Source organism: Anabaena sp. UHCC 0187, assembly GCF_009712035.1.
In the GTDB taxonomy this organism is placed as follows: Bacteria; Cyanobacteriota; Cyanobacteriia; order Cyanobacteriales; family Nostocaceae; genus Dolichospermum.
The window spans coordinates 58,990-72,010 of sequence record NZ_VILB01000008.1 but is presented as its reverse complement, the minus strand read 5'-3'; the positions used below and the strand labels follow the sequence as shown (position 1 = coordinate 72,010).

At 38.7% G+C, this 13,021-nt stretch carries 10 protein-coding genes and 1 tRNA gene; 6 read left to right on the top strand and 5 right to left on the bottom strand.

From position 1 onward, the window contains the following. The first annotated feature begins 71 nt into the window (after positions 1-71). On the top strand, positions 72-3,170 hold the full coding sequence (locus FJR11_RS23520; protein WP_254444708.1) for a lamin tail domain-containing protein: 3,099 nt from the start codon (positions 72-74) through the stop codon (positions 3,168-3,170). Positions 3,171-3,508: 338 nt separating this feature from the next. Next, a complete protein-coding gene (locus tag FJR11_RS07340) occupies positions 3,509-3,859 on the top strand; it encodes a hypothetical protein (RefSeq protein ID WP_168503124.1) in 351 nt (116 codons plus the stop codon). Positions 3,860-3,874: 15 nt separating this feature from the next. Here the strand turns inward: FJR11_RS07340 and FJR11_RS07335 are convergent, their stop codons facing one another. Next, on the bottom strand, positions 3,875-4,876 hold the full coding sequence (locus FJR11_RS07335; RefSeq protein ID WP_168503056.1) for a cyanophycin synthetase: 1,002 nt from the start codon (positions 4,874-4,876) through the stop codon (positions 3,875-3,877). Positions 4,877-5,154: 278 nt separating this feature from the next. On the opposite strand from FJR11_RS07335, the gene FJR11_RS07330 reads away from it, so the two are divergent. After that, entirely contained in the window at positions 5,155-5,391 is a 237-nt protein-coding gene (locus tag FJR11_RS07330) for a hypothetical protein (protein ID WP_168503055.1), read from the top strand. A gap of 80 nt (positions 5,392-5,471) precedes the next feature. On the opposite strand, the gene FJR11_RS07325 is transcribed toward FJR11_RS07330, so the two are convergent. After that, a complete protein-coding gene (locus tag FJR11_RS07325) occupies positions 5,472-7,577 on the bottom strand; it encodes a M3 family metallopeptidase (protein ID WP_168503054.1) in 2,106 nt (701 codons plus the stop codon). Positions 7,578-7,992: 415 nt separating this feature from the next. On the opposite strand from FJR11_RS07325, the gene FJR11_RS07320 reads away from it, so the two are divergent. The 3 genes from FJR11_RS07320 to FJR11_RS07310 all read left to right on the top strand — a co-directional run bounded on the left by FJR11_RS07320 (position 7,993) and on the right by FJR11_RS07310 (position 10,573). After that, on the top strand, positions 7,993-8,781 hold the full coding sequence (locus tag FJR11_RS07320) for a dienelactone hydrolase family protein (protein WP_168503053.1): 789 nt from the start codon (positions 7,993-7,995) through the stop codon (positions 8,779-8,781). A gap of 98 nt (positions 8,782-8,879) precedes the next feature. Next, positions 8,880-9,257: a DUF1823 family protein gene (locus tag FJR11_RS07315; protein WP_168503052.1), complete on the top strand. Its 378-nt coding sequence runs from the start codon at positions 8,880-8,882 to the stop codon at positions 9,255-9,257. A gap of 272 nt (positions 9,258-9,529) precedes the next feature. Continuing rightward, positions 9,530-10,573 carry a 3-deoxy-7-phosphoheptulonate synthase gene (locus tag FJR11_RS07310; RefSeq protein WP_168503051.1) on the top strand — a complete coding sequence of 348 codons (1,044 nt, stop codon included), beginning with the start codon at positions 9,530-9,532 and terminating at the stop codon, positions 10,571-10,573. A 211-nt stretch (positions 10,574-10,784) separates the two neighbouring features. Here FJR11_RS07310 and FJR11_RS07305 read toward each other — a convergent pair. From FJR11_RS07305 to FJR11_RS07295, 3 genes are all read right to left on the bottom strand, one after another. Beyond that, positions 10,785-10,858, bottom strand: a tRNA-Arg gene (locus FJR11_RS07305). A gap of 33 nt (positions 10,859-10,891) precedes the next feature. Beyond that, positions 10,892-11,989 (bottom strand): tocopherol cyclase family protein, encoded by a 1,098-nt coding sequence (locus FJR11_RS07300; RefSeq protein ID WP_168503050.1) that lies wholly within the window; start codon positions 11,987-11,989, stop codon positions 10,892-10,894. Positions 11,990-12,136: 147 nt separating this feature from the next. Beyond that, complete coding sequence (locus FJR11_RS07295; protein ID WP_168503049.1) at positions 12,137-12,871, bottom strand: M50 family metallopeptidase; 735 nt, start codon at positions 12,869-12,871, stop codon at positions 12,137-12,139. Positions 12,872-13,021: the final 150 nt, after the last annotated feature.

Sequence of the window (13,021 nt, the reverse complement as noted above, 5' to 3'; positions counted from 1 at the left end):
ACACATCTCCCTACTTCTGAAAAGAACCTGTGATCCGAAACCTTAAATTATAATCATCGAATAAACTATTTATGAGCCTATTATTTCAATATCTTTCCCAAATAATTCTCTCCGCAAGATGCTCTAAAAATCAATCAGCTTCATGTAGAGACGTTCCTCGGAAAGTCTCTACAAAGAATACTTCTAAACATCAACCATCTGTCAATTACCAAACAAAATGGCTCGGTGTCCTTCTTCTCATACTGTCTTGGGGTTACTGGATACAACCAGTTCAAGCTGAAGGTAGTAGGGATTTACATCCTTCTAGTGCTACTGGTTTTAGAGCTAACCTTGAATGGTACGGAAGTCAATTCTGGGGACCAACTTCTGCACCACCTGGCGCTACTAATTTTGTTAACAATTCTCTACGACGGCGGACATTACTACAAGTCTACGCTAATGCTGGAGAATACATCCTCTTGGGTTCTAGTTCCGAAGGAGTGGGTCAGGCTCAAATTACTATTTATGGTACGAAAACAGGGAGAATTGGCGATGAAACTCTCTCTAATCAAGTATTCCGATGTTCCAGCCAAAGAACTTCCACTACAAATACAAATTTAGGCAAAATCACTAGCCGGACTCAAGAATTAGCCGGTCCAGACACCATCACAAATGAGACAAATGGCACACCAGGTAATGCTGTTTCTGGTGGCTACGTACCTTGTTACTATCAAGTTCCTACGACTGGTATTTATTATGTAGTTTTCTACGGAGTTGGCGGAAGCAGTACGGATACTGGTACTGGTACTAGGCACGATGGAGCTATTAATTTTACCAGTCAGGATAATGGCAGCAATAGTTCAGCCGCTAATATAACAGCATGGGATGTCACAGTCCGCAGTAGTCTAACTTCTACAACAGACATTAAAGGGCGACTATTTACAGACTATTTGGCGCTCACTACGGGAAATAATGGCAGACCTATCAATTCTGAGTTCTATATTGTAACTAAAGATGGCTATCAATATAAAACTAGCTTAAACGGATTAGATCCTAATGGTTTTTTGGTCTATGGTAATGATATTGGTTACTTGGATAGTGATGGCTTAACACCTCTTTATCATAATCTTGTCAATAACGTAGATAGTCCTTTATTGCAAACACCTCAAGGTGGAGTAAATATTGCACCACCCAACCACGTTATTTTCTTTAATATTCCTGATTCTAACTCTATATTAGCTCGTAGCCTCCCCATATCAGCCATATCACCAGTTATCAGTAATGCCAGTTTTACTGGTACACTAATGTCCAATACCTCCAACTATAAAAGTGGAGGAACCTTTAAGTTCGACAGTAATTTGTTGAGCAGTTATGAAATAATCATTAGCAGAGACGGTGTAAATTTTGACCCTAATAATTCCAACAACCGTTTATTACGTGGAAAAATACTGTCGCCAATAAATAAAACCGTTACCTGGGATGGTAAAGATAATAGTGGCAACTATTTCCCCGTTGGCACTTACTCAACTACTATCCGCAACCGTGGTGGTGAATACCATTTTCCCCTGTTTGATGTTGAAAATAGCACTCTTGGTGGTCCAAATTTTACTCTCATCAATGCTACGAACCCATTAGGGCAACATACAGGATTTTATGATGATCGTGGTTATACTACTGTAGGGGGAACTACTGTAGGAACAGTAGGAAACGTTCTTTGTGGAAGTAATCCACCTCCGGCTGTCAACGGTCAACATAGTAGTAATTTAGATTCAGGATTTAATACTCTTAGCACTCAACGAGCTTTTGGCGCAAGTTCTGGTGGAAGTACTAACACCGTTTGTACAGGCTCATTTGGTGATGCCAAAGGATTAGATATATGGAGTTATGTTCCCAGTGCAGCAGAGTTTGTCCCTGTGGAGATTATTGATATTGTTTCCCCTAACGCTGGCAACATCATCATCAATGAAGTATTACACAAGGAAACAGGAACAACTACTGCTACCAATGATGAATTTATTGAACTCTACAATTCTTCTGCATCAGCGGTAGACTTGAGTGGTTTTCGTTTATCAGATGGCCACTTAACCGCAAGCGATAATGATGTTACTAATGGTTTTACCTACACATTTCCTAATGGTACAACCTTACAACCAGGGCAATATGCAGTGATTTGGATTGGTGACAACAATGCCAATAATCAAGCTACAGGAGCAGCGTTTCAGAGTTGGTTGGGACTAACTCCTAAACTGAATAATACAGGTGATGATGTTTGGTTATACGACAATCTGGATAAGGTGATTGATTATATCGCTTATGGTACTGGTGGTGAGATTAATTCACCTCCAAACAGTGTTCTCAATCTTTGGGACAATACCTATCAGTCTAGTTTAGTGACGACTGCTTTAGGTCAGTCTATTAGTTTGACTCGAAATGGCACTGATACTAATACGAGTGCGTGCTGGGAAGCGACTACCAGTGGAGATGCTAATACAAATAATAGATGTGCAAACTTTTTACCAACTATAGATACTGATGGTACAGGTAGTCGGATTACTAGCGTTGGGCAGAATAATAACGGTAATGCGCCAAAATCAAAATTGCTTTTGGTTAAACGCATCACCAGAATTAATAGTCAAGATTTTAATACTTTTATTGATGGTAGTAGTGCTGTATCTCCCACTGCTGACAATTATGTACCTACACCCCGTGATGTTGATGATGATGCCATACAAAAATGGCCTAGCGGCTACTTGCAAGGCTTAATTAATGCTGGAACTGTGAAGCCAGGTGATGAAATAGAATACACAATTTATTTCCTATCTAATGGTACAGCAGATGCTACTAATGTTAAATTCTGTGACTTAGTACCAACTAACGTCACTTTTGTCCCTACAGCTTTTAATGGTTTAACTCCTAATGATGGTGGTTTACCAACATCAGATCATGGTATTGCCTTAGCAGTTGGCTCTAGCACTGTTTATTTAAGTAATGATCCAGATGCAGATCGGGGTACTTATTATCCAGCTAATAATAATACCAATATACCAGCTTCATGTGGTAGTAATACTAACGGTGCTGTAGTAGTCAATATCACTAATTCAACTACTTTACTGAATCTACCTGCTGCTACTAGTTCGGGAAATCCAGCTAATTCTTACGGCTTTGTGCGCTTCCGTGGCCAGGTAAAATAGGTGTCAGAGACTTCTTGCAGAAATCGAGAAATAGAAAAGTATTTTCCTTTACTTTTTTGCCAGCTTTTGCAAGAAGTTAATTCTTTCTTGAAGAATATTAAAAATCATTTACATCCTGGGATTAATGCCATATATTATTTAATAATACAATGTAACAACCAAATAAACTTTAGCACTCACAAGGGTTGAGTGCTAATTTCTGACCTCATATTGAAACTGATGTAGTAGGCAGAAAATCTACTTTTTCTCAATGGAGTTAACGGACTTTTCCTTAATAGTTTTTTGCCTAAAATTCAGGTTTCTCGGCAATTGATGAATTCATTAGGAGGACGAGAATGATTAAATACAGCTTCAATCTGGTAGGGGTATCTCCTGTTTTGCATTTTTTCAATCACCAACAACAGAGTTTAGCTAAACCACAGCACCAAGGCATAGAATATCTAGGAACTCACATTTGTACTTTAGATGCCTTTCTAGCATCTATAGAACCAGTTCCTATAAAATGGGGTTGGAACTTAGATCAAGTGGTAGATACGGTAGTTGAGTTTTGGATGAATAATGCTGAGAGTATTAACTATTGGAAATCTCGATTAAACGATGCCGGAGATGATAGTCTAATCGTAGCTAGGGTCGCAGATATGAACTCTTTGTCAGCGGAACTCGAATCACTACTAGGGAAAAATTTGTAGTCAGAATTCACCAAGTCAGGAGGGGAAGTTATAACTATCATTTTCCAAAGCTTGGAGAATTTTCAGATATAATTCTTCCACTCTCTTAGCTGCTACCTCACCACTAGCAGCATAGTGATTTAATCCAGGAGAACCATTTACTTCAATGAGGGTATAATCTACCATCGGCATAGTTATATCATGGGTGAGTATATCCACCCCTGCTAATCTTAGTCCGATATCTTTGGTAATATTAATTGCTAATTTCTGAAAATCAGGATGAATATTGTCCGAAAAATCTACTGCTTCTCCACCACTGGATAAATTAGCACTATCCAAAAGATAGACAATATGATCATGAGGAATTACACTATCCCAATCAAGATTTTGTGTTTGTAATTTTTGGAAAATGCGGAAATCATCAAATTTAACAACATTTTTTCTACCCGCACTAATAAATTTTGCCTGCTTTTGTTGAAGTAATTCTAAAACATTAGATTTACCATTACCAAGAACAAATAAGGGGATTCTTTGGTAAGCGGCAATCACTTCGTTATCTAAAACCACAATTCTATAGTCATTACCACTATAAAACTTTTCCACAATCAATCCTGATTTAATTTGGAATATTTTATTAGCTACATCATAATATTCTGCTTGATTATATACCTTAGTCACCAATATTCCTTGACTAAGATTCAGCGGTTTAACAATTACCGGAAATCCCATTGATTGTGCATAATTAAATCCATCATCAATATTTCTAGGGTTTGCTAATTTAGCACATAACTTATCAGCAAAAAATGTCTTTCCCTCTGTCACTCTATATCCAAACTGCTTTAAGAAAAAATTAGCATAGGCTTTATCTTTGGCTAAATCTGCTGAAGCCAAACCGTTAATATCTAATTTGGCATAACTAAAAACTGACCTTTTACCATTTTTAAAAGTAATATGTCCCACAAATTCATATTCTGGTTCAACTAAAACTACAGCCCCTATTTGTAATGCGACTTTTTTGATGATTGATGTGATTGACATTTTTATTTTGCAAGATAATCTCAAATAATTGAAGCTTGGTATAGTTTATACCAACATTTTTCGTTTTTATGTGAGTTTAAACACTGAATAAATCAGTATATACTCGTTGGAATCAAATAAAACTAAACATTGTCAAAAGATTCAGTTGTTGCACCAGGTATTGACAATTTTTAAAATATGTAATAACAAGGTGGCATCATCAATAAAAAGAGCTAGTACATCTTTGACTAAAAGACATACTAACGCCCTTCACTCAAGTTCATACGCATAAAATAATCATGCCACAAAATACGGATTACAAAGATACCACTTCAGAAAATCAAGCTATTGCCTATAAAAAAAGGCTGAATGGTTGGGCTGTAGCTCGTGTCGTTACCGAACAAGAGAAAGTAATTGTTTCTCGGTTTCGGAGTCGTGCGGATGCCGAAGGCTATATTCAGCATATCCGTCAGATGATTCCTGATACTGTTTTTGAGCTTTTCTTTGATTGCCAACGGGAAGAAGTTGTCATGTAAATTTACTGAGGGAATGGGTAATTGGTACATGAGAAGAAAAAGAAAAATATTCTCCTCTAGATCCCTACACCCCTACACCCTTAGATAGTAGTCAGCAGCCCATTGTGCTTAAGTAAAGCCTTGGTACTGGGTTCTCGTCCCCGGAAGGTTTTAAAGACATCCATTGGATGCTGGCTGCCACCTAGTGCTAACACCGTATCTCGGTAACGTCTGCCAATAGTATGGATGGCGATTTCATCTTCTAAGCCCGCTTCTTCAAAAGCAGCAAAAACATCAGCACTGAGAACTTCAGCCCACTTATAGCTATAGTATCCGGCTGCATAACCACCTTCAAAAATATGACCGAAAGCACATAGAAACGCATCCTCCGGTAATGGTGGTAATACAGTTGTTAACTTAGCAATGCGGTGTCGCACATCTGTCACGGTTTCCTGACTATTGGGAGAATAGCGGTAGTGTAATTCCAAATCAACACTACTAAAGTCCAGTTGCCGCAACATAGTTGAACCACTCATATAGTTACGTGCTGCCAACAACTTTTGGTAATAATGCTCCGGTAATGATTCCCCTGTTTGATAATGTTTAGCCATACCAAACAATGTCTGGCGGTCATAACACCAGTTTTCCATAAACTGGCTCGGTAATTCCACCGCATCCCATTCAACATTATTAATACCTGCTGCCCCCAAATAATCCACCTTAGTTAGCATATGATGTAAGCCATGTCCAAATTCATGGAACAATGTCTCCACCTCATCAAAAGCCATCAAACTAGGATTACCATCCACAGGGGGAGTTTGGTTACAAATCAAATAAGCTACAGGTAGGCGAATTGTAGTCACACCATTTTCTGTGACTTTACGACGGTGAATGCAAGCATCCATCCAAGCACCACCGCGTTTTTCTGCGGGACGGCTGTAAGCATCTAAGTAAAAATAAGCAATAGGTTCACCATATTTATCCGCAATTTGGAAATAGCGGACATCCTCATGCCATATTGGGGCTTGGCCATCAGCAGGAGTCACCCTCACACCAAAAAGCCTTTTTACCAGCCCAAATAAGCCATCTAGCACTTGAGGGAGGGGGAAATAGGGACGTAATTCTTCAGCCGTAAAGGCAAATTTTTCTTCCCGTTGACGTTCAGCCCAAAAGCTAATATCCCAATGTTGCAAATTTTCGGCTTCTGTTGCGCCCTGAGCTTGAGCAAAGGCTTTGAGTTGCTCTAAGTCTTTGACAGCAGCATGATAACTAGCTTGACGGAGTTCTTCTAAGAGCTTTTCAACAGCGGGAACATCCTTGGCCATCTTACTAGCCAAACTGAGTTCCGCAAAACTTTCAAAGCCAATTAATTGAGCTAGTTCTTGACGTAATTCTAAAATACGGATAATCAAAGGATTATTATCTAATTCCCCAGCCGATGCCCTGGTAATATAAGCTTTATAGAGTTTTTCCCGTAAATCCCGTCGGGTACTGTGCTGCATGAAGGGGAAATAGCTGGGAAAATCTAAAGTAATATGCCAAGGGCCATGTTCTGGTGTGGCATTTTCTTCTCCAGCCGCCCGCGCTACTTGGGCTGCAAGACTCAACAAGCTACTTGGTAAGCCATCAATGTCATCTAGGGTGGTGAGTATTAAAATAAAGCCTTTAGTGGCATCGAGAACGTGATTCGCAAATCTAGTTGCCAGTTCTGCTAATTCCATCTGAATAGCGTTAAAACGTTCTCTGTCTTTTCCTTCTAAACCAACACCAGACAATTCTGCATCTCGAATGGCAGCTTTGATAATTCGTTGTTGGGCTGAATCTAAAGTTTCCCAAGTAGAACTATTTCTAATTGCTTTAAAAGCATTATAAATGGGTTTGCTTTGACCCAGAATATTCATAAACTGGACTACTTGTGGCTGTACCTTTTCATAGGCAATACGTAGTTCTGGACTATTTTTTACACCCATTAAATGATTCAGTATCCCCCAACTCCAATTTAGCCGTTCTGTCAATTTTTCTAGAGGTTCTACTAAGCCGCTCCAAGTAGGCTCTATATTTGTCTCCAAGCCAGTTAACTGCTTCTCAAGTTCGGCTAACAGATAACTAAAAGCTGGTTCGACTTGCTCCGATTCAATAGCCGCAAACGCGGGTAAACCAGAGCTTTGAAGTAGGGGATTCTGATAAATAGTAGCAGTTGCACGCATGGTAGTGAGTTAATAGCCGATAAATTAGGTGGGAACAACGATTGATTTTTCTTATATAACTAATAATTTAGCGTTACGACAAAATTTCGCATTGCTAGAATGGCAATCTTACTAAACAGAATACAGAAGTTAGGAGATTAGCATCAATTAAGTACGGTTTTATACATTAAATGATTGAATCTATCTCTATTCCTATGCCAGTTATACAAAAAGTTCATTCTGATAGCGTAGCGTAGTGTGGCCTAAACCATACTCCTGCAACTTTTAACTACTGAATTCTTTTTTGATAGCTGAGACATATTGTACAGAAGCTAAAAGCAGAATTGTAGCAATTATTTTCAAAATAATGACTTTTATTTGGTCGGGTTTTATGGTGATAATTCACCATAATCAATTTTGAATACTGAATAAAGTTATGAAATTTTTACTTTCTGTTTTGCTGACACCTGCGGTAATATTGTTAAGTTCCACTCATGTATTAGCAGAAATTAAAACTAAAATAATTGAGTACAAGCAAGGAAATACAGTATTAGAAGGATATCTTGCTTATGATGATGCTATTAAAGTTAAGCGCCCTGGTGTATTAGTAGTTCATGAATGGAATGGGTTACAGTCTTATACCAAAAAACGGACTCAACAGTTAGCCAAGTTGGGATATGTGGCTTTTGCAGCCGATATTTATGGTAAAGGAATTAGACCAAAAAACATCGAAGAATCAGGCAAACAAGCCACTATTTATCGTCAAGATCGGAAATTACTGCGGGAACGAGCAAAAGCTGGGTTACAAGTTTTACAAAAGTATCCCTTGACTGACTCTAAACGCATTGCTGCTATTGGTTACTGCTTCGGTGGTGGTACAGTCTTAGAACTAGCTCGCAGTGGTGTCAATATTGCGGGTGTAGTCAGTTTTCATGGCAACCTGGACACGCCTGATCCTAACGATGCTAAAAATATTAAAGCTAAAGTATTAGTATTGCATGGCGCTGATGATCCCTTTGTTCCCGAACAGCAAGTGCAAGCTTTTCAAAGAGAAATGCGTCTAGGCAATGTCAACTGGCAATTAATATCCTATGGTGGTGCGCTTCATGCTTTTACTAACCCAGAAGCTAAAAATAACCCCAAAGGTGCTGTTTATAATTCAAGTGCAGATCAGCGTTCTTGGCAAGCTATGCGGCAGTTTTTTGCAGAAATATTTGCTAAGTAATATTTTGTGGGTTTGAACACTGATTATATCTGTAATAGCTGGTAATTGGTAATTGGTAATTGGTAAAATTCTTACCTGTCACCGATTCCTTAAAAATTATGTCTAATCTTCCAGCACTGAATACAGAAACAATTTGGGCAATCATTAACGATAAAATTGATGATGATACTGTAAAAAAATTATTATGGTATCACCTGGGTTATCGCTATAATCCCATTACAGACACATGGACTAATAGTGAAGTAGCAGTAACCTGGAGAGATGAATATCCACAACCACCGGATTTTATTGATTCTCGTCCAGCAATTATGAAATTAACTCGTTCTATTCCTCCAGAAAATAAACAGCTACTCAAGGAAAAACTCGGTTTTAAAGGTTACAAAATTGGTGAATTTGGGCCTCGACAAACTCGCAGAGCTACATCAGCAAATTGGTTATTAAGCTATATGTTAATAACCACTGGTAAAATTGAGTAGAGTTGCTAAATATAGCAATTTTCCCCAAATATCCCCGACTTCTTGAAACAGTTGGGGATAGGAGCCTTTTGTCTAACTTAAGGTATTAATTATCTTGTATTTTTCTCAAAAACTGTGTATATTAATATATCAACCCTTGCATATAGCCATCTGATCTCATTTGTGTAACTTGTTTTTTTTAACTAATTTAGACTTAAAGAACATAAAAAACGGCTTCACAAATATTTTAGATAGGATGATTACCGTATAACACAATTCAAAATATTTCTGCCATGATTCACAAATTAATTAACACTAACATTAAGAGTTCTCATGTTTTACCAACTCCTAATGAAGTAAAAGCAAAATTACCTTTAACTAAAACTGCTGAAAATACAATTTTAAAATTCAGACAAGAAATAGAAAATATTCTAGATTTTGAAAATCGGCGTAAATTTGTTGTCGTGGGTCCTTGTTCAATTCATGATCCGAAAGCAGCCATAGAATATGGAGAAAAGTTACTAGGTTTAGCCGAAAAAGTTGAGGATAAACTGCTATTAATTATGCGAGTTTACTTTGAAAAACCGAGAACTACTGTAGGCTGGAAAGGATTAATTAATGATCCAGAAATGGATGATTCCTTTCAAGTAGAACGAGGAATATCAATTGCCAGAAACTTACTATTAAAGTTGACAGAATTAGGATTACCAACTGCCACAGAAGCACTTGATCCGATCATTCCTCAATATATCAGTGAATTGGTATCTTGGTCAGCAATTGGCGCAAGAACCACCGAATCACAAACACACCGAGAAATGGCCAGTGGTTTATCTATGCCGGTGGGTTTCAAAAATGGTACAGACGGTAATATTCAAGTTGCTGTAAATGCGCTCAAATCAGCGAACACACCGCATAATTTCCTGGGTATTAATCAAAAAGGACAAGTAAGCGTATTTCAAACTAGAGGAAATGCTCATGGCCATGTAATTTTGCGGGGAGGAACTCAGCCTAATTTTGATGCAGAGAACATTAAATTAGTAGAAGAACAATTAAAAGCAGCTAACTTATCACCAAGAATAGTAGTTGATTGTAGTCATGGTAATACTAACAAAGATTACAGATTACAATCTATGGTGTTTGAAAATATTATTCAGCAAATAGTAGATGGAAATACTTCAATTGTCGGCATGATGCTAGAATCGAACTTGTACGAAGGTAGCCAACCGATTACCGGAAAACGAGAAGACTTGCAATATGGTGTTTCCGTAACAGATAAATGTATCAATTGGGAAGAAACAGAAAGAATCATTTTAGCTGCTCACGCTAAATTACAGTAAATTTAATTCAGAAAAAATCCAGAACCACAAATTCTTACTTCTTTGTAGTTGTGCTTTAGTGCAAAGTACGACTACATAAATCTGATAGTTTACAAAAATAAACCAACACGATTTAGTTAAGCATTTTCTCTTGCCTCTGCGTCCTCTGCGCCTCTGCGGTTAGTCAAAAAAAGATTATAAAGCCCAACAGCAAACTTAATTAGAGTATAAATGGGATCGGTGCGGATCGAACGCACGGCCTAGCGCTTAGGAGGCGCTCGCTCTATCCAACTGAGCTACAACCCCAAAGATGAACCAAATATTATCATAGCAGTATTTTTAGTGAGACTGCCAGTAATTATCCCAATCATCACCACCAACTTCTAAACCGCACAGATTACTACTGGCATTGAGGATAACTTGAGATTTGCCGCCATTAACTTCTCGCAATTCTAAATTTAGCTCCCCTTGCATAGTATCCCGACAACAAAAATTTAAACCATTAGTTGTCGGTGCGCGGAGGGGTGTACCTGGTAGCTGGGTAGTTCCTGTCAGTTCAACTTCATAATTTAGGTTTTTGGCTTGCATTTGCCATCTACCCCAGGGCTGAATTTGCCATTTTACTTCTGAATTCCAGGGAACGAATTCATAAAACTTGCCTTGGTGGTGAATACCAATCATGGCGACGGATTCCATCCACCATAATACCCCACGTCTGCCGCCACCGGCTGTTAAAGCTAAGTCAGGTTGATTGATAAAAGAATTGCAATTTAGCCAAAACCATTTTTGGGGAAATGCACCACCCCAATTTTTTTCTGCGTATGCTGGAGCATTTGTAAACTCATAAATTTTACCATGCCAATCTATCCAACCACTGGCTAAACCGTGAGCCATTAAAATTTGCCAACCGGGTTCAAATATCTGGGAAAATGATAACCAACCGGCGGTTGATTGCTGAAGACTATTTTGATTTCCCCATGCGTACACGGGTTGAATTTCATACTCCCATCGGCAATAATTACCAGTAGCAGGATCTGTAATTATGCCTTGGTTTAAGGTGGCTGTGGCTTGATAGCCTTCTTGAATATGGTGTGTAAATTCACTGGGGACAAGATACAGGGGAGGAACTTGTAAGTTAGTTTTTCCCCAATGTCCTAATTCTAAAACGTCCCGACTGGCCCAAAACTTATTAACATCGGGAAAGGTGCGACAAAGGTATTCATCATTTATGCCCAGGATTTGGGCTGCACCACCGCTGTAGGGCTGATTACCCTTGGGATCTTCGATGGAGTACATGAAGGCGATGGTTTGCCTAATTTCGGGCAGTGTGACGCGGTAATACCAACCTTCAAAAAAGCGGCGGTTGCTACCGTCCCAATGATAGCCGCTGTGAGGGGTTTGGGTGAAATTGAGGAGGTTTTTGGGAATATTGAGCATAGATATAGGAATAATACTGAACGGGATTTTTTTAACGCACCGCAGAGGCGCAGAGATCACAGAGGAAGAGAAAAAGGAGAAATGTATTCCTAGATTAAGTTACACGTTGGCGTAAATTTGCGTTATCACGCTTTACTTTTGTTTTGCTTATTTTTCGATATGGGCGATGCGAAGACTTTGGACTAAGATGATTAAAGAAGCGATCGCCATTAATAGCCCCCAAAACCAATAAGGTAAAAACAAATATCGCTGCATTTGTCCTGTATCTGATAATCCTAGGGGGCCAGCAGTATAACTAAATAAATAATCCAATTGATGATAGGTACTTACACAAGCTTGCACACCTAAAAATTGGATTGCAAATCCTTGTACCCAAAGAGGTGTTTTTAAGGCAATTCCTAATATCATTAAACCTAACAGGGGAATGGCCACAAAACCAAACCAAGAACGCACCCAAATTAATGTAGATAGCAGTAAAAACCCACCTAAAATTTTTAAACTCAAAGAAGCTGTTTTCAAGCTGCGAGAAGCGAGAATTAAACTTGCACCGGCAATAGGTGGCCCCATTGGACCAGCAGCCGCGACTAAGCCGATGCCAAGGTATCCCCATGTGCGACTTAAAGTATAATGAGCTACGCCAGAACCATTACTAAAAATTTCTAATTGTTGAAACTGTCCCCCCAACATCAAGGCCATTAAACCGTGACCCATTTCATGAAACCATGTTGCCAGAATAGAAAATGGGTATAAAATATAATTTCCTATGGGTATTTGCCACATAATTACTGTGACTATAGCCGCTGCTACTAACCAAGTTAACCCCATTTTTTCTACTTCTGCTGGAGTAAATAGAGGGTTGAGATTTTTACTGGGTTCTCTCATTAGTGATTATCCTGCTAGTAATTACACCAATTAGTGGAGTATTCTTGAATCTATCCTAATTTACTCCAACCGAAAGTAGAAAAATTATTATCAGAGGCAGGGAAGAAGGGCTTGTTTCCTCCCTAGAAAGCCCCCTTCCCCTCTACCTTT

Coding starts and splice junctions, on each gene's coding strand:
- FJR11_RS07330 (WP_168503055.1), top strand. CDS start 5,155: ATGCCACAAAATACGGATTACAAAGATACCACTTCAGAAAATCAAGCT.
- FJR11_RS07320 (WP_168503053.1), top strand. CDS start 7,993: ATGAAATTTTTACTTTCTGTTTTGCTGACACCTGCGGTAATATTGTTA.
- FJR11_RS07295 (WP_168503049.1), bottom strand. CDS start 12,871: ATGAGAGAACCCAGTAAAAATCTCAACCCTCTATTTACTCCAGCAGAA.
- FJR11_RS07325 (WP_168503054.1), bottom strand. CDS start 7,577: ATGCGTGCAACTGCTACTATTTATCAGAATCCCCTACTTCAAAGCTCT.
- FJR11_RS07335 (WP_168503056.1), bottom strand. CDS start 4,876: ATGTCAATCACATCAATCATCAAAAAAGTCGCATTACAAATAGGGGCT.
- FJR11_RS23520 (WP_254444708.1), top strand. CDS start 72: ATGAGCCTATTATTTCAATATCTTTCCCAAATAATTCTCTCCGCAAGA.
- FJR11_RS07315 (WP_168503052.1), top strand. CDS start 8,880: ATGTCTAATCTTCCAGCACTGAATACAGAAACAATTTGGGCAATCATT.
- FJR11_RS07300 (WP_168503050.1), bottom strand. CDS start 11,989: ATGCTCAATATTCCCAAAAACCTCCTCAATTTCACCCAAACCCCTCAC.
- FJR11_RS07310 (WP_168503051.1), top strand. CDS start 9,530: ATGATTCACAAATTAATTAACACTAACATTAAGAGTTCTCATGTTTTA.